This is a genomic window from Acidovorax sacchari, from assembly GCF_042847045.1.
GTDB classification, from domain to species: domain Bacteria; phylum Pseudomonadota; class Gammaproteobacteria; order Burkholderiales; family Burkholderiaceae_C; genus Paracidovorax; species Paracidovorax sacchari.
In genome coordinates, this window is record NZ_AP035783.1 from 5,447,661 (window position 1) to 5,465,326 (window position 17,666).

At 70.6% G+C, this 17,666-nt stretch carries 12 protein-coding genes; 9 read left to right on the forward strand and 3 right to left on the reverse strand.

Going from position 1 to position 17,666, the window contains the following annotated elements; all coding sequences use genetic code 11:
• The first annotated feature begins 214 nt into the window (after window positions 1-214).
• The 3 genes from ACGHC0_RS24190 to ACGHC0_RS24200 all read left to right on the forward strand — a co-directional run bounded on the left by ACGHC0_RS24190 (window position 215) and on the right by ACGHC0_RS24200 (window position 5,711).
• Window positions 215-2,194 (forward strand): methyl-accepting chemotaxis protein, encoded by a 1,980-nt coding sequence (locus ACGHC0_RS24190; RefSeq protein WP_415266996.1) that lies wholly within the window; start codon window positions 215-217, stop codon window positions 2,192-2,194.
• A gap of 194 nt (window positions 2,195-2,388) precedes the next feature.
• Complete coding sequence (locus ACGHC0_RS24195; protein ID WP_415266997.1) at window positions 2,389-4,230, forward strand: DUF1800 domain-containing protein; 1,842 nt, start codon at window positions 2,389-2,391, stop codon at window positions 4,228-4,230.
• A 35-nt stretch (window positions 4,231-4,265) separates the two neighbouring features.
• Window positions 4,266-5,711 carry a DUF1501 domain-containing protein gene (locus ACGHC0_RS24200; RefSeq protein ID WP_415266998.1) on the forward strand — a complete coding sequence of 482 codons (1,446 nt, stop codon included), beginning with the start codon at window positions 4,266-4,268 and terminating at the stop codon, window positions 5,709-5,711.
• Between the two features lie 45 nt (window positions 5,712-5,756).
• Here the strand turns inward: ACGHC0_RS24200 and ACGHC0_RS24205 are convergent, their stop codons facing one another.
• Window positions 5,757-7,193 (reverse strand): ATP-binding protein, encoded by a 1,437-nt coding sequence (locus ACGHC0_RS24205; protein ID WP_415266999.1) that lies wholly within the window; start codon window positions 7,191-7,193, stop codon window positions 5,757-5,759.
• Window positions 7,190-7,960 (reverse strand): response regulator, encoded by a 771-nt coding sequence (locus ACGHC0_RS24210; protein WP_415267000.1) that lies wholly within the window; start codon window positions 7,958-7,960, stop codon window positions 7,190-7,192. Before ACGHC0_RS24210 ends, ACGHC0_RS24205 begins: the two co-directional genes overlap by 4 nt.
• A 137-nt stretch (window positions 7,961-8,097) precedes the next feature.
• Between ACGHC0_RS24210 and ACGHC0_RS24215 the strand changes: the two genes are divergently transcribed.
• Window positions 8,098-8,649, forward strand: coding sequence for a hypothetical protein (locus ACGHC0_RS24215; RefSeq protein WP_415267001.1), 552 nt, complete (start codon window positions 8,098-8,100; stop codon window positions 8,647-8,649).
• A gap of 32 nt (window positions 8,650-8,681) precedes the next feature.
• Complete coding sequence (locus ACGHC0_RS24220) at window positions 8,682-9,644, forward strand: alpha/beta hydrolase (protein WP_415267002.1); 963 nt, start codon at window positions 8,682-8,684, stop codon at window positions 9,642-9,644.
• Window positions 9,645-9,674: 30 nt separating this feature from the next.
• Here the strand turns inward: ACGHC0_RS24220 and uvrA are convergent, their stop codons facing one another.
• Complete coding sequence (gene uvrA, locus ACGHC0_RS24225; protein WP_415268457.1) at window positions 9,675-12,692, reverse strand: excinuclease ABC subunit UvrA; 3,018 nt, start codon at window positions 12,690-12,692, stop codon at window positions 9,675-9,677.
• 258 nt (window positions 12,693-12,950) lie between these two features.
• Between uvrA and ACGHC0_RS24230 the strand changes: the two genes are divergently transcribed.
• The 4 genes from ACGHC0_RS24230 (at window position 12,951) to ACGHC0_RS24245 (ending at window position 17,618) form a co-directional block, all read left to right on the forward strand.
• Entirely contained in the window at window positions 12,951-14,618 is a 1,668-nt protein-coding gene (locus tag ACGHC0_RS24230; protein ID WP_415267003.1) for a Kelch repeat-containing protein, read from the forward strand.
• Between the two features lie 54 nt (window positions 14,619-14,672).
• On the forward strand, window positions 14,673-15,257 hold the full coding sequence (cysC, locus tag ACGHC0_RS24235; protein ID WP_415267004.1) for an adenylyl-sulfate kinase: 585 nt from the start codon (window positions 14,673-14,675) through the stop codon (window positions 15,255-15,257).
• A gap of 170 nt (window positions 15,258-15,427) precedes the next feature.
• Window positions 15,428-16,291, forward strand: coding sequence for an IPTL-CTERM sorting domain-containing protein (locus ACGHC0_RS24240; protein WP_415267005.1), 864 nt, complete (start codon window positions 15,428-15,430; stop codon window positions 16,289-16,291).
• Window positions 16,292-16,427: 136 nt separating this feature from the next.
• Window positions 16,428-17,618, forward strand: a complete 1,191-nt coding sequence (locus ACGHC0_RS24245; protein WP_415268458.1) for an MFS transporter — start codon at window positions 16,428-16,430, stop codon at window positions 17,616-17,618.
• Window positions 17,619-17,666: the final 48 nt, after the last annotated feature.

The window sequence follows — 17,666 nt, forward strand, 5'->3', positions numbered from 1 at the left end:
AGGGAGCCCGCGACTGTCGCGTTGCAAGGTCGCCGACCTCAGGGATTATGAAGATGGCGCAGACTTGATGTCGGTCAATTTTTCCATCTCCCGGCATACCATTTGCTTGGGGCGTGTTTCACAATTGCTTACGCACGGTGGCGAATCGCCGGCAACCGCGCGCGGGGGGAGGGGCCGCCGCGCAAGCCCTTTCACCCCCACAGACCGCCAACACATGTCCATGCTGCATCGATTGAGCCTGCTCCACAAATTTCTGATCCTCGGGGTGATCGCATTGCTCATGGGCGCGCTGCCCACCGTGCTGTACGTGGGTGGCGCGCTCCAGCAGATCGGCGCTGCCCGTTTTGAAAGCCAGGGTGCGCCGGCGCTGATCGCGGTGAACAAGGCGGTCCAGCGTCTGCAGGTGCACCGAGGGCTGTCCGCGGCCATGCTGGGTGGCGACGAGGTGCTGGCGGCGCGCCGGCCCGCCGCGCGCGATGCGCTCAACCAGGCTTTCGCGGAGGCCGGAAAGGTTTTCGCCCAGGCCCGGGTGCCACAGGCCCAGATGCAGGCCTGGAGCGCCGCCGCGCAGACGTGGCAGAGCCTGGAGCAGGCCGTCTCCGCACGTTCGCTGCAGCCACCGCAGAGCCTCGCCCGGCACACGCAGCTCGTGGCGACGCTGATGCAGATCGGGGAAGAACTGCTGCACCACTACGGTTTCCAGACCGACCCGGACATGGCCACGCAGGACCTGATCCAGGCCGCCGTGGTGAACTCGCCCCTGCTCGGGGAAAAGCTCGGCCTGCTGCGCGGGCAGGGCTCCGGCTACCTCGCACGCCAGGCCCTGCCGCCGGAAGGCAAGGGCGCGCTGCAGGCGCTGCAGCAGCGCGTGGGCGAGCTGGAGGCGGATACCTTCCGCAACTTCGAGCGCGCGCTGGCGGACGATGACCTGCGCAAGGCCCTGGCCGGCCCGGTGCAGGACGTGCGCACGCGCGTGACGGCATCGCGCCAGCTGGTGGACCGCAGCCTGCTGTCGGCCAGCGAGATCACCATGCCCGCCAAGGACTATTTCGACCAGCTCACCGGCACGCTGGAAGCACTGAACCAGCTCAATACCACCGCCATGGCCAGCCTGGACGCCGCGCTGCAACAGCGCGTGTCCGCCGACCAGCGCAAGCTGGGCGCCGCCTCGGCCGCGTTGCTGCTCGCGCTCGCGCTGGGCGTGGGCCTGGGCGTGGTGTTCATGCGCTCGATCACCCAGCCCCTCGCGCAGGCGGTGCGGCTGGCCAGCGCGGTGGCCGACGGCGACCTGAGCGGCGACGACGTGCCGCACGGCACCAACGAGGTCGGCCGACTCATCGCGGCGCAGCAGCGGATGCGCGCGCGCCTCAAGCCCATGGTGGCCCAGGTGCGCGGCGGTGCCGAGGGCGTGGCCACGGCCAGCGCAGAGATCGCCCAGGGCAACATGGATCTCTCGGCCCGCACGGAAAGCCAGGCCAGCGCCCTCGAGGAAACCGCCGCCTCGATGGAGCAGATGACGGCCACCGTGCGGCAGAACGCGGACAACGCGCGCCAGGCCAACCAGCTCGCCATGAATGCCAGCCTGGTCGCCGCCCAGGGCGGGGAGGTGGTGACGCAGGTGGTGCAGACCATGCAGGGCATCCGCACCGCGTCCGGCAAGATCGCCGACATCATCGGGGTGATCGATTCGATTGCGTTCCAGACCAACATCCTGGCGCTGAACGCGGCCGTGGAAGCCGCTCGCGCCGGCGAGCAGGGCCGGGGTTTCGCCGTGGTGGCAGGCGAGGTGCGGGCCCTGGCGGGCCGCAGCGCCGAGGCCGCCAAGGAAATCAAGGCGCTTATCGGCAACAGCGTGCAGCGCGTGCAGCAGGGCGGCGAACTCGCCGACCAGGCGGGCGCCACCATGGCCGAGGTGGTGCAGGCCATCCAGCGCGTGACGGGCATCATGGGCGAGATCAGCGAAGCCAGCCAGGAACAGAGCCAGGGCGTCGCGCAGGTGGGCGAGGCCGTCACGCAGATGGACCAGGCCACCCAGCAGAACGCGGCGCTGGTCGAGGAGATGGCCGCTGCGGCCAATGGCCTGCGCGCGCAGGCGGACGAACTGGTGCGCGCGGCGGCGGTCTTCCGGCTCGCGGCGGGCGACGAGCCCGGCGCAGGCGGTGCGCTGCACATCGGCCAGGGCCTGACCGCCTGACCGCCACCTGACCAGCCACGCCATGGCAGGCGTGGTGACTCGGCCGCACAACACCACCCAGCCCGCATAACATTTGGTCACGATTTTTCCGCAAACCGGCGTGCATGCTGACAACCGGGAACAGCGCATTGCGTTAGGCACGGGTTCCCGGATCCGGCGGTCCTTGCCGCCTCCGCTGAAACGGAAGCTGACCCATGCACCCCACACCCACGGCCACCGCCGAGGTGCCGCCCGCTGACCTGGCGCGGCCCGGTTCCTCCCCCGGACTGGCGTCCCCGGTCCCGCCCGCCCTGGCGGCCTTCACCACCGCCGGCCTGCTGGCCGCATGCGGCGGGGGCAGCAGCGGCGATCCGGCGGCTTCTGCAGAAGCCACTGCCGTCAACTCCGGCGGCTCGACCTCCGCTGCGCCCTCCACCGATGCGGAAGCGGCGCGCTTCCTGCTCCAGGCCCAGTTCTCCGCCACCGACGAGGACATCGCCGCTGTGCGCACCAAAGGCTACGCCGCATGGCTGGCCGACCAGTTCGCGCAGCCTATCGGCACGACGGGCACCGACTGGCTGGCACAGCGCGGCTATGGCGTGGCGAACGCGGACACGCGCTACCACAACGCCTCCTATCCCGCCGACTACATGCTGTGGAGCCAGCAGTTCACCGAGCGCGATGCCGTGCGCAAGCGCGTGGCGCTGGCGCTCTCGGAGATCATGGTGGTGTCCACCAACGGGCTGAACCAGCCCTGGCCCGCCTTCCTCGCGGCCGGCTACTGGGACGTGCTCAACCGGCATGCCTTCGGCAATTTCCGCGCGCTGCTGGAGGCCGTGACGCTCAACCCCGCCATGGGCGTGTACCTCAACGCCCTGGGCAGCCAGAAGGAGGATGCGCGCACCGGCCGCCAGCCGGACGAGAACTACGCCCGCGAGGTGATGCAGCTCTTCACCCTGGGGCTGTACCGGCTGAACGCCGACGGCACCGAGCAGCGCGACGCGAACGGCAACCGGATGGATACCTACGGGGCTTCCGACGTGAGCAACCTCGCGCGGGTGTTCACCGGCTATGACTACGACCGCAGCCAGAACCAGTCCTTCATCGTGGGCACCAGCACCGTGCCGGGGCCCCAGCAGGCGGGGCGGCCGATGGTGCTGGTCGCCAGCCGGCACTCGGCGCTGGCCGCCACCTTCCTGGGCACGACGATCGCCGCGGGCACCCCGGGCGACGCGGCCCTGAAGACCGCGCTGGACACGCTTTTCAACCACCCCAACGTCGCACCGTTCATCGGCCGGCAGCTCATCCAGCGGCTGGTGACGAGCAACCCCAGTCCCGCCTACGTGGCGCGGGTGGCGGCCGCCTTCGCGGACAACGGCAGCGGCGTGCGCGGCGATCTGCGCGCCGTGGTGGCCGCGATCCTGCTCGACAGCGAGGCACGGGGTGCTGCCGGCCTCTCCAGCGCCTCCTTCGGCCGGCTCCGCGAGCCCATGGTGCGCTTCGTGCAGTGGGGCCGCACGTTCGGCCTGCGGTCGGCCCGGGGCAGCTGGAAACTCGGCGACCTGAGCGATCCGGCCTCGCGGCTGGGACAGAGCCCGCTGCGCTCGCCGTCGGTGTTCAACTTCTTCCGTCCGGGCTACGTGCCGCCCTCCACGGCCATGGCGTCCGCCGGGCAGGTGGCGCCGGAATTCCAGATCGTCACCGAATCCAGCGTGGGCGGCTACCTGAACTTCATGCAGAACGCGATCCGCAACGGCCTCTACGTGAACGCGCCCGACCTGCCGCAGAACAATGCGAGCAACGGCAACAATGGCTTCGACATCACCTGCGACTATGCCGCCCTGCTCCCGCTGGTGACCGATCCGGCCGCGCTGGTGCGCAAGGCGGCGCTGCTGCTGTCGGGGGGGCAGATCTCCGATGTCACGCAGGCGCGCATCGCCAACGCGCTGGCAGCCACGCCGGTCACGGCCTCGAGCAGCGCGGCGGTCAAGCTCAACCGCGTCGCCGCAGCCGTTTTCCTGGTCATGGCCTGCCCGGCCTATCTCGTGCAGAAGTGAGCGGCCCGCGCCGTCCCCCCACCGGAGCCCATTCCATGCCGTTCATCGACCCCGCACGCCACACGCGCCGCGCCTTCCTGCGCCGCTCTGCCCAGCTCGCCGCCACCGGCGCCGCGCTGCCCATGGCGCTCAACCTCGCCGCGATGGGCGAAGCCGCCGCCTTCGATGCGCAGGACTACAAGGCGCTGGTCTGCGTCTTCCTGTTCGGCGGCTGCGACTACGCCAACACCGTCGTGCCGTACGACAGCACCCGCTACGCGCAGTACGCCGCCATCCGCGGCGGCGGCTCCGACGGCGCGGCCGGCGGCATCGCGCTCGGGCGCGCGGCGCTGGGCGCCACGCTGCTGCAGCCTGCCACGCCGCTGTCAGGTGGCCTGCAGTACGCGCTGCATCCGGCCATGACCGGCATGGCCGGCCTTTTCAACGCCGGCCACGCGGCCGTTCAGCTCAACGTGGGCCCGCTGCTGCTGCCGCTCACACGCGCGCAGTACGCGAGCGGCGACCGGCGCAACTATCCGCTGCCGCCCAAGCTCTTCTCGCACAACGACCAGCAATCGGTGTGGCAGTCACAGGGCGCAGAAGGCTCCACCGTGGGTTGGGGCGGCAACCTGGGCGACCTCGCGCTGTCGTCCAACGCCACCTCGCTCTTCACCTGCATTTCGGCCAGCGGCAATGCCGTGTTCCTGGCGGGCGATCAGGCGCTGCAGTACCAGATCAGCCCCAGCGGCGCCGTGCCCATCAACGGCGTGAAGAACAATGTCTATGGCTCCAGCGCGGTACGCAGCGTGCTCGGCGAACTGGTGCAGACCGCCAGCAGCCACGTGCTGGAGGCGGAATACGCGCGCGTCACGCAGCGCTCCATCGGCGCGGAAGGGCAGATTTCCGCGGCTCTGGCCGGCACGAGCCTGTCCACCGCCTTTCCCACGAACAACGCCCTCGCCGACCAGCTCAAGGTGGTGGCACGGCTGATCGCGGCGCGGGGCACGCTCGGCACGAAGCGGCAGGTATTTTTCGTCTCGCTGGGCGGCTTCGACCTGCACGACAACCTCATCGCCACCCAGCAGGTACTGCTGGACAAGGTGAGCAGCGCCATGACCGCCTTCTACAACGCCACGGTGGAACTGGGCGTGGCGGACAAGGTCACGGCCTTCACCGCGTCGGACTTCGGCCGCACGCTCACGTCGAACGGCGACGGCTCCGACCACGGCTGGGGCAGCCACCACTTCGTCGTGGGCGGCGCGGTGCGCGGTGCGGCCTTCTACGGCACGCCCCCGCCCGTCAGCGTGGGCAACGGCAGCGGCAGCGAGGACCAGTGGCACGTGGGCCAGGGGCGCCTGTTGCCCAGCACCGCCGTGGACCAATATGCCGCCACGCTCGCGCGCTGGTTCGGCGTGGCGAGCACCGAGATGGCGGGCGTGCTGCCGCGCATCGGCAATTTCGGAGGGTCGGCGTACCCGGTGAACCTGGGGTTCATGGGCTGAAGCCTTCCGCGCGGAGCGCTACCACGCTGCCGGCCTGGAGGGGGCCTATTCGCGGCCTGGACCGGACGTATCGCTGTGGACAGGCCGCAGGGGCACCATGATGCGCGCCCGCAACCCCTGCCCCGGGCCCCCACGCAGGTCGAGCCGTCCGCCGTGCAGCCGGGCCACGCGGTCGGCGATGGCCAGGCCCAGGCCGGCGCCCGGCGTGCCGGCGCGGGCCGTGCCGCTGCCGCGCGCAAATGGACGGCGCAGGCGCTCCAGATCGGCCGGGTCGATGCCGGCACCGCTGTCGGCCACCTCGATCCAGGCGATGGCGCCGTCCGCATCCTCGCCCGTGCGCAGCACCACGGGAGGCAGGCCATGGCGCCAGGCGTTCTCGACGAGGTTCTCCACCGCGCGGCGCAATGCCTGGGGCTGCACGGCCACGGGCGTGGGCGCGCCGCACTCCAGCACGAGCGTGCGGCCGTGATCGGCCTGGGCCTGCGCCAGGGCCTCGGCCAGCGCATCCAGGGGCGCGGCGTGCGCGGCCTCGCGCACTTCCGTGCCTGCATCCAGCCGCGCGAAATCCATGAACTGCACCACCACGGCATCCATCTCGTCCACGCTGCGCTCCATGCTCGCGACCAGGGCCGGCTCCATGCGGGGGCGGGCGATCTCCGCCGCCAGGCGCAGCTTGGTGAGCGGCGTGCGCAGGTCGTGCGAGATGCCGGCGAGCATCAGCGCGCGCTCGCGGTCGGTCGCCTGCAGAGCATCGGCCATGTGGTTGATGCTGTGCGCGAGCGCGGCGATCTCCTGCGGACCATCCTCTGGCAAGGGCATGTGGTCCTGTCCGCGCGCGATGGCCTGCGCCGCCGCCACCACGCGCCGCAGCGGCCGGTGCAGTTGCCGCTGCAGCCAGGCTGCGCCGGCCAGCGCGAGCAGCCCGCCGGCCAGCGTGGCCGCCAGCCAGGCCCCCGTGAAAGCGCGGAACGTGCCGGTGACCGGCAGCGCGACCCAGGCCGCCGCCGGATCGTCTCCCGCATCCGGCAGCGGCTGCAGGCGCAGCCAGAACACGCCCCGCCCCTCGCGCGACCAGACAGGCGCGGTGCCGGGTGCCAGCCACCCGGTGGCGCCCAGGCGGTCCGACAGGGCCTGCTGGAAGCGGCGCTCCAGCGGCGTCATCGCAGGGCCGCCCTGGGCGGGGGGCGCGCCCGGCCCCTGCACCCGGCCCTGCACGCCGGCCACCTGGCGGTTGAACGCATCCAGGAAGGCCTGCCGCTGCGCGGGCGGCAGGGCCTGCAGGCCGGCACGCAACGCGGCCAGCTGGCGCGCGGCGCCCTCGGCCGCCGTGGCGATGCGCGGCTCCACGATGAGACGGCGCGCGATCCAGGCCGCGCACAGCTGCCCGGCCACGACCAGGGCCACGATCAGCAGCAGATGGCGGCCGAACAGGCTGCGCGGCCAGCCGCGGCCGGAAGGCACGCCGGGCGTCGCATCGCTCACGGCAGCGCTCCCGGCATGCCGGAAGCATCCGGCGCCACGGCCGGCCCGTCGGGCAGGAAGACATACCCCACGCCCCACACGGTGCGCAGGTGGCGCGGGTGCGCGGGATCCGGTTCGATGAGCTTGCGCAGGCGCATGACCTGCACGTCGATGCTGCGGTCGGTGGCCACGTGGCCGGGGCCGTAGGCCAGCGCGATGAGCCTGTCACGCCCCAGCGGCCGGCGCGGCTGGCGTGCGAAGGCCAGCAGCAGCGCGAATTCGGTGCTGGACAGGTCCACCTCCTGGCCCGCCCGCTGCAGCCTGCGGGCGCCGGGCCAGAGAGTGCAATCGCCGAACTCGATGCGCTCGGGCGCGGCGGCAGCGGCCGCGGGCCCGTGGTGCGCGCCCAGCAGGCGCTGGCGCCGCACGAGGGCCTGGATGCGGGCGAGCAGCTCGCGCGGCTGGAACGGCTTGGGCAGGTAGTCGTCGGCCCCCATCTCCAGGCCCACCACGCGGTCCACCGGATCGCCACGCGCAGTCAGCATGAGGATGGGAATGGTCTCGCCCTGTGCACGCAGGCGGCGGCACAGCGAAAGGCCGTCCTCGCCGGGCATCATCACGTCCAGCACCAGCACGTCGAAGCGTTCGCGCGCGAGCAGCCGCTCCAGGGGCGCCGCGCCATCGACGGCGCGCACGGCATATCCCTGGTCGCCCAGGTAGCGCTGCAGCAGGGCGCGCAGGTCGGGCTCGTCGTCGGCCACGAGGATCTTGGCGAGCGGTTCGGTCATGGCGCGATGATGACAGGCGGTGACGGCCCCCGGACGGCCTGTCATGCCTTGTCATGATTTGCCGCGCGCGCTTCATCCGGGCAGCGTCGGGCGGGCGCACCATGCGTGCATTCCCGTTCCGCCACGAAGGAGCCGCCATGTCCCGTCACCGTTCGCTGCCTTCCGCCCTGCCCCCCACGCTGTCCCTGGCGCTGTGCGCCGCCCTGCTGGCCGCGGGCACAGCGCAAGCCGAAAGCGCCCGAGTACTGCGGCGCAATGCCGAAGGTGGCACCACGGCCGCCGCCGGCGTGGCGCGCTCGGGGCCCGGCGGCGGCGAACGCATGCGCGGCCACCGCCTGGTGACCGACGGCGAAGGCAACGCCACCCGCACCCGCCACGCCGCCACCGAAGGGCCGGGCGGCAGAACCATGGAGCGCCAAAGTTCGACCACGCGCCAGGCGGATGGCACGACCGAGAGCACCCGCTCGGCCAGTGCCCAGGGGGCCGCCGGCAGCTCGCAGACCCAGGCCCAGCGCAGTCACGCGGCGGACGGCAGCGTGACGCAGCAGCGCAACACCACGGCCACCAGCGCCGCCACCGGCCAGAGCGTGCAGTCCAGCACCAGCTACAGCAGCGCCACGGGCGCCACGCACACGGTGAACTGCTTCGACGCCAACGGCGCGGCCATGGCCTGCCCCAGCCGCCCATGATCCGATCACAACGCCTGAAGAAGGACCGCTCCATGCCCCGTACCCTCTGGTGGACCGCCTCCACCGCCCTGCTGCTGGCGGGCATCCTCTCCAGCTGCCATGCCCAGCAACGGCTGCGCGACGACGGCAGCCGCGAGTCCCTGCGCAGCCGGTGGGCCGAGCGCGCGCAAGGTGCGACGGCCGCCCTGCCGGCCGGGGTGCGCAAGATCGCGAACCAGCCCTACGGCAACGATGCACGCCAGCGCATGGACGTGTACCTGCCGCCCGCCGGCGTCCTGCCCCCCGGCCTGCGCGCGCCGGTGATCTTCATGGTGCATGGCGGCGCCTGGCGCACCGGCGACAAAGCCATGCCCAAGGTGGTGGAACACAAGGTCGCCCGCTGGGTGCCGCAGGGCTTCGTGCTGGTGTCGATCAACTACCGCATGCTGCCCGACACGCCCGTGGCGCAGCAGGCGCAGGACGTGGCCCTGGCGCTGGCCACCGCCCAGCAGCACGCGGGCGAATGGGGCGCGGACGCGGGGCGGTTCATCCTCATGGGGCACTCGGCCGGGGCGCACCTGGTGGCCCTGCTCAATGCCCGGCCGGACGCAGCGGTGCAATGGGGGGCATGGCCCTGGCTCGGCACGGTCGTTCTCGACAGCGCCGTGCTCGACGTGCCGCGGTTCATGGCCGCGCCGCACCTGCCGCTCTACGACGCGGCCTTCGGCACCGACCCGGCCCTGTGGGCCCAGTTGTCGCCCTACGACCAACTGGTGGCCGGCACGCCGCCCTGGCAGTTCGTCTGCTCCACGGAGCGGCCCGACCAGCCCTGCCTGCAGGCCGAATCCATGGCCCGCAAGGTGCACGCGCGGGGCAGCCGCGCCACGGTGCTGCCGCAGCCCCTGGACCACGGCGAGATCAACGGCGACCTGGGCCTGGACGGCGGCTATACCCAGGCGGTGGAAGACTTCATGGCCTCGCTGGACCCGGTGGTGGCGCGGCTGCTGCGGCGATAGGCCTGCGCTGCCGCCCCGCCGGGGGCCGCCTCACGCCAGATACCGCTGCAGGTAGCGCCCGGTATGGCTCGCCGGGTTCGCCGCCACCTCCTCGGGTGTGCCCTCGGCCACCACGTTGCCGCCGCCCGCCCCGCCTTCGGGCCCCATGTCGATGATCCAGTCGGCCGTCTTGATGACGTCCAGGTTGTGCTCGATCACCACGATGGTGTTGCCGGCGTCGCGCAACTGGTGCAGTACCTTCAGCAGCAGGTCGATGTCCGCGAAGTGCAGGCCGGTGGTGGGCTCGTCCAGGATGTAGAGCGTGCGGCCCGTGTCGCGCTTGGACAGCTCCTGCGCCAGCTTCACGCGCTGGGCCTCGCCGCCCGAGAGCGTGGTGGCGGCCTGCCCCAGGCGGATGTACGACAGGCCCACGTCGAGCAGTGTCTGCAGCTTGCGGGCGATCGCCGGCACATCCTGGAAGAAGGCGTGGGCATCCTCCACCGTCAGGTCCAGGATCTGCGCGATGTTCCGGCCCTTCCACTGCACTTCGAGCGTCTCGCGGTTGTAGCGCTGCCCATGGCAGACGTCGCAGGGCACGTACACATCGGGCAGGAAGTGCATCTCCACCTTCACGACGCCGTCGCCCTGGCAGGCTTCGCAGCGCCCGCCGGCCACGTTGAAGCTGAAGCGCCCCGGGCCGTAGCCGCGCTCGCGGGCGGTGTTGGTCTCGGCCATCAGTTCGCGGATCGGCGTGAACAGGCCCGTGTAGGTGGCCGGATTGCTGCGCGGCGTGCGGCCGATGGGCGACTGATCGACGTTGATGACCTTGTCGAAGTATTCGATGCCCTCGATCGCTTCATGCGGCGCGGGCTCGTCGTGGGACCGGTAGAGCTGGCGTGCCACGGCGGCGTAGAGCGTATCGTTGACCAGCGTGCTCTTGCCCGAGCCGGACACGCCCGTCACGCAGGTGAGCAGCCCCACGGGGAACTCCACGCTCACGTGCTTCAGGCTGTGGCCCGTGGCGCCCACCACGCGCAGCGCCTGCAGGCGCCCCTGGGTGGCGCGGTGCTCGGCCATGCGCTCCGCGCGGCGGCGGCTCGCGTCGGTCTCCGGGAAACGCGACTTGCCCTTCTTCGGAGCCTCGGGCACGGCCTGCGCCTCCAGCACCGGCAGCCAGGGTGTGCGGCGCGCCGGAACGGGAATGGAGCGCGCGCCAGAGAGGTACTGGCCAGTGAGCGATTCGGGGTGGGCGCTCAGCTCGTCGCTCGTGCCCTGGGCCATCACGCGGCCGCCGTGCACGCCCGCACCCGGGCCCATGTCCACGCAGTGGTCGGCGGCGCGGATCATGTCTTCGTCGTGCTCCACCACGATCACGCTGTTGCCGATGTCGCGCAGGTGCTGCAGCGTGGCGATCAACCGGTCGTTGTCGCGCTGGTGCAGGCCGATGCTGGGCTCGTCGAGCACGTACATCACGCCGGTCAGGCCCGAGCCGATCTGGCTGGCCAGGCGGATGCGCTGCGCCTCGCCGCCCGAGAGCGTCTCCGCGCTGCGGTCCAGGCTCAGGTAGTTCAGGCCCACGTCGTTCAGGAAGGTGAGGCGCGTGGCGATCTCGCGCACCACCTTGCCGGCGATCTCGGCCTTGGCGCCGGTCAGCTGCAGCGCCCCGAACCAGGCCCGGGCCTCGGCCAGGGTGGCGCGGCTCACCTCGTAGATGGCGCGGGACTGCTCGCCCTCGCCCACGCGCACGTGGCGCGCTTCCAGCCGCAGGCGCGTGCCGTGGCAGTCGGGGCAGGGCTGGGTGCTGCGCAGGCGGGCGAGGTCTTCGCGCACGACGGTGGAATCGGTCTCGCGGTAGCGCCGCGCCATGTTCGGCAGGATGCCTTCGAACGGGTGCTTCCTGACGACGGCCTTGCCCTTGTTGGCGCCGCTGTCCAGGATATAGCTGAAGGCGATCTCTTCCTCGCCGGAGCCGTACAGCACGGCGCTGCGCACGCGTTCGGGCAGCGACTCGAACGGCGCCTCGACATCGAAGCCGTAGTGCCGGGCCAGGCTCTCGAGCATGGCGAAGTAATAGCCGTTGCGCCGGTCCCAGCCCTTGATGGCGCCGCTGGCCAGGCTTAAAGACGGGAAAGCCACGACCCGCACCGGATCGAACACCTCCTGCTGGCCCAGGCCGTCGCAGGTGGGGCAGGCGCCGATCGGCGAGTTGAACGAGAACAGGCGCGGCTCCAGTTCGGGCAGCGAGAAGCCGCAGACCGGGCAGGCGAACTTGCTGGAAAACAGGTGCTCCCGCTCCGAATCCATCTCCAGCGCCAGCACGCGGCCGTTGCCGTCAGCGCCGGCTGCCTCCTGGCCCACGCGCAGCGCGGCCTCGAAGCTTTCGGCCAGGCGTTGCTGCGCATCGGAACGCACCTTCAGCCGGTCGATCACCACGTCGATGTCGTGCTTCTCGGTCTTCTTGAGCTGGGGGAGGTTCTCCACCTCGTGGATCGTTCCATCGACCCGGAAGCGCACGTAGCCCAGCGCCTGCATCTGCGCGAACAGTTCGGTGAACTCGCCCTTGCGGCCGCGCGCCACCGGGGCCAGCACCATGAGGCGCGTGTCCTCGGGCAGCGCCAGCACGGTGTCCACCATCTGGCTCACCGTCTGCGCGGCCAGCGGCAGGCCGTGCTCGGGGCAGTAGGGCGTGCCGGCGCGGGCGTAGAGCAGGCGCAGGTAGTCGTGGATCTCGGTCACCGTGCCCACGGTGGAGCGCGGGTTGTGGCTGGTGGCTTTCTGCTCGATGGAGATCGCGGGCGACAGGCCCTCGATCAGGTCCACGTCCGGCTTGTCCAGCCGGCCCAGGAACTGCCGCGCATAGGCCGACAGGCTCTCCACGTAGCGCCGCTGGCCCTCCGCATAGAGCGTGTCGAAGGCCAGGCTGGACTTGCCCGAACCCGACAGCCCGGTGATGACCACCAGCTGGTTGCGCGGCAGGTCCAGGTCGATGTTCTTGAGGTTGTGCGTGCGCGCGCCGCGGATGCTGATGCGCTGCTCGCGCAGGGCGGTGCCGAGATACCGCTCCGTCACGGGCTCTTTCGCGTTGGACGAGGCGAGGGAATCAGACGGTGGAAGAGCAGGCGGTGTCTGCACGGTGCGTGCCTGTACAGGTAAACAGGAAATGATAGCTGGTGGCCCGTATGCCTGCTTGCAAGTCTCTTGTGAGGCAGAACGCGACACCTGGATGGCAGGCGTTGCCGACTCGCACACATACGCTTACATTCATGCATTCCATTGTTGAGTTTTATCCAGCAGCCATCAGGAGATTCCGCCGCAAGACGGGCCACCATGAACCACTCGTTCAACATTCATCGGAAACGACAACTTTTATCCGCAGCCTTGCTCTTTTTGAAAAGGCTGGGTATTTCGTTCGCCTCCTTTTTCGTGTTGCTCGGCCTGCCGGGCATCGCAGCCGCGCAAGCCGACTGGTTTCCTACCGCGAGTCTGAACACTGCACGCAGGGATCACACGGCCACATTGCTGCCGGACGGAAGTGTTCTGGTGGCTGGCGGATTCAGTGGTTCTACTACTTTTTCAAGCGCTGAACGCTACACGTCGGAGGGTACATGGAGCGTGGTGCCGCCGATGAGAGATTCTCGCGCCTACCATACCGCGACGGCGCTTCCCAATGGCAAAGTCCTGGTCGTCGGGGGCCTGATCGAGCAACAGGAATTGTCCAGCGCGGAACTTTTCGACCCATCAAGTAATACGTGGACTCCGGCAGCTTCGATGGCCCATACGCGGTCGGACCACACGGCCACCCTGCTGGCAAATGGCAAAGTCCTGGTTGTGGGGGGCGCAGACGGCATTTCGTCTTACGACGCGGAGCTATATGACCCAGCCAGCAATTCCTGGGCTCCAGTTGCCAGCATGAAAAAGTCTCGCAGCCACCATACTGCCACATTGCTGCCTGATGGCAAGGTAATGGTCACAGGAGGAATGAACGGCTCTCTTTATATTCCAGTGGTTTTTGAGATCCACTCGGCCACGGAAATCTACGATCCCGTAAGCAACACCTGGAGCGATGCTGGAAGCATGGCGTCTCCCCGCATGTTTCATACGGCCACTTTGCTGGCGAACGGGAAGGTACTTGTGGCGGGGGGCAAAACCCTGTACGAGCTTTATTCAAGTGCAGAGCTCTACGACCCTAGCACCCGCTCCTGGAGTTCCGCAGGCAATATGACGTCGAGCCGGGTTGGCCACCGTGCCACGCTGCTTTCCAATGGCAAGGTACTGTTGGTCGGAGATTCTGCGTCATCAGTCGGCGCACTGTATGACCCCGTTGGCAACAGCTGGACCGATACCCGCAACATAGTGAATGCTCGTTACAGCCTCACCGCCACGCTGCTGCCCAATGGCCGTTTGCTGGTGGCAGGAGGTGTTGTACAGGGCGCGACCTCAGCGAATGCCGAGCTCTACGCCCCATCGGCGAACACTGTCACGACGAATTCGCTGCCGGGCATGGCCGGCGCGGCCACGGCCACGCTGGCGGGCGGCGGAGCCGGCTGCATCCTTCAACCGGGCACAGGCTTCAGCGCAGCCACCGCCAATCCGAGCGGCAAGCGCCTGCCCCACGGCCAGTTCGTCTTCCAGGCGGTGGGCTGCAATCCTGGGAGTTCCGTGACGCTGACGCTGACCTACCCCCAGCCGCTCGCGGCCGACGTGACGTTCTGGAAATACGGCCCCCCGACCGCTGGCGCCGCCTCCACCTGGTTCCAATGGACGGGCGCCACGCTGAGTTCCGATAGGCGCAGCGTGAGCTATGTGCTCACCGACAACGGGCCTGGCGATTCCGATCCGGCCGCAGGGCGCTTCAGCGACCCGTTTGCGCCCGCAGTGGCGGCCGCGGACCTGGCAGCGGTGCCGGTGAGCATCCCCGTGGATGCGCCGTGGATGCTGGCACTGCTCTCCATGACGCTAGGCGCACTGGCCTGGCGCCAGCGGAACGCATCGTGAGTAAATCGGGAGTTGCCGCCGGCGCCAAGCCAGCCTGCTGCAGACTTCCGATCCATGCAACCCGAAGAGACATCCACCGCCATCACCCGTCAGGACCGCGAACGCCTGCAGGGCCACCCCGCCCGGGCCGTCTGGCTCACGGGTCTTTCGGGCGCGGGCAAGACCACCCTCGCGCACGCGCTGGAGGCCTCGCTGCACCGCGATGGCCTGCGCACTTTCGTGATCGACGGCGACCGCCTGCGTGCCGGGCTCAGCAGCGACCTGGGCTTCACCGACGCGGACCGGGCCGAGAGCATCCGCCGGGCCGCGCAGGTGGCGCGGCTTTTCGTGGACGCGGGGATGATCGCCATCGTCGCGCTGATCTCGCCGTTCCGCGCCGAGCGCGCGGCGGCACAGGCGCTGTTCGCGCCCGGGGATTTCCTCGAGGTGTACGTGAACGTGCCGCTGGCCGTGGCAGAAGAGCGCGATCCCAAGGGCCTGTACCGGCGCGCCCGCAGCGGCGCACTGCCGCGTTTCACGGGGATCGATTCACCCTACGAGCCTCCGGAGGCCCCCGCATTGGAGTTGCGCACCGACGCGCTTTCGGTCGCGCAATGCCTGCAGCGCCTGCGCGCGCAGCTGGGCCTGCCATCGGCATAGGCGCCCGTCTCCCGTTCCAGCCCGACCGTGGGCAACGGAAACTGCGCAGAGCGCACTTCACACGGCAGCGGTGTTCCGTCATGATGCGGAGTTGCGCCTTTGTATCCAAAGGTTACGCCCGTCGTTTTCGCCTTTTGCCGCCGGTGGGCGCGGCCAGGTCCCGTTGCCCCATGACTTCCGGTTTCTCCCACACCTTCCCGCTTCCCGCCCGCCTTTCCCTGCGCCGCGCCTTCGCGCGACTGGCGCTGCTCTGCCTGCTCGCCTTCGGGGCGCAGGGTGCCTGGGCCATGCAGATCTTCGTGAGGCTGATGACCAACGAGACCCTGACGCTGGACGTGGAGCCCAGCGACTCCATCGAGAACGTGAAGGCGCAGATCCAGGACCGGAAGGGCATTCCGCCCGAGCAGCAGCGCCTCATCTTCGCGGGCAGGCAGCTGGAGGACGACCGCACGCTGTCCGACTACAACATCCAGAGAAACTCCACGCTGCACCTCGTGCTGCGCCAGAGCCCGACCACGTTCTCGGCGGCGTCGGCCACCGGCACGGGCACCATCACGGCCACGCTGTCCGGCCCGGCCGTCGCGGGCGGATGCCAGTTCGACACCACGCAGACCGCCTTCGAGATGCCTTCCAACGGCCCGACCGGCGCACAGTTCCCCCACGGCGTGTTCCGCTTCGTCGCCACCAGCTGCACCGGCAGCGTGACGGTGACGCTGAAATACCCCCAGGCCCTGCCCGACGGCACCCGCCTCATCAAGTTCGGCCCCTCCGGTCCCGGCGCGGACCGCTACACCTGGTTCGAGTGGACGGACGCGCAGATCGCGGGCGACACGATCACCTTCACGATCACCGACAACGGCGCGGGCGACACCGACCCCGCCGTGGGCGTGATCGCCGATCCGGCCGGCCCGGCACTGCTGGCCCCCGCGCCGGCACCCGCCCAGGCCACGCCGGTGCCCACGCTCTCCCCCGCCGCGCTGGTGCTGCTGGCCTGCGCAGCGGCCGTGCTCGGCTGGCAGCAGCGCCGCCGCTGACGGCCCGCCGGCGCGGGGCGCGCGCGATGGGCGAGAATCGCCGTCTTTCCATCGCCCGCAACCGATGACCTCTGCCGTGCCGGACCCCCTGCCGCCTACGCCCGCGACCGACATCCCCGCTGCCTCCGCCACCACGATGACGCCGCTGGAGCGGCGCTCCAGCCTGTCGCTGGCGCTCATCTTCGCGCTGCGCATGCTGGGGCTGTTCCTGGTGCTGCCGGTGTTCGCCCTCGAAGCGCGCAAGTACCCCGGCGGCGATGACCCCGCCCTGGTGGGCCTGGCCATGGGCATCTACGGCCTCACCCAGGCCGTGCTGCAACTGCCGTTGGGCATGGCCTCCGACCGTTTCGGGCGCAAGCGCGTCATCGTGCTCGGGCTGCTGGTGTTCGCGGCCGGCAGCCTGCTGGCCGCGCTGGCCGACTCGCTCGGCGGGCTGCTGCTGGGCCGCGCGCTGCAGGGCGCCGGTGCCGTCTCCGCCGCCGTCACCGCCCTGCTGGCCGACCAGACGCGCGACGGCGTGCGCACCAAGGCCATGGCCCTGGTGGGCGGCAGCATCGGGCTGATGTTCGCCGTGGCGCTCGTGGCCGCCCCGCCGCTGGCGGCCCGCTTCGGCCTGCCGGGCATTTTCGGGCTGACCTGCGCGCTGGCGCTGGCCGGCATCGCCGTGGTCCTCTGGGTGGTGCCGCCCGAGCCCGCACGCCATGCCGACGCACCGCGCGGCCGCCTGGCCGACGTGCTGCGCCACCCGGACCTGCTGCGGCTGAACCTCGGCGTGTTCGCCCTGCATACCGTGCAGCTGGCCATGTGGGTGGCCGTGCCCGCCCTGCTGGTGCAGGCCGGCCTGCCCAAGAGCGCGCACTGGCACCTCTACCTGCCCGCCGTGGTGCTGTCCTTCCTGGCCATGGGGGGCCTCTTCGCCCTGGAACGCGCCGGCCGGCTGCGCGGCGCCCTGCTCGGCGCCATCGGCCTCGTGCTGCTGGTGCAGCTCGGGCTCGGCTGGGCGGCATCGGCCGGCACGCCGCCGGGGCTGTGGGCCCTGGGCGGGCTGCTGTTCCTGTTCTTCTGCGGCTTCAACGCACTGGAAGCCAGCCAGCCCAGCCTCGTCTCGCGCACCGCGCCGCCGGCCGTGCGCGGCGCGGCCCTGGGCACCTACAACACGCTGCAGTCGCTGGGCCTGTTCGCGGGCGGCGCCCTGGGTGGCGCGCTGCTGCGCTGGGGCGGCGCGCACGGCCTGTTCGTGGCGACCTCCCTGCTCTGCCTCGCCTGGCTGGCGGCGGCCTGGGGCATGCGGCCGGTGCCGCCGCAGTCCGGGCGCGGGCGGCATTAGGCGGCAGGGGTTCCGGCCCACGCACGGGGCCGAAGGCAGGCCGGCGCC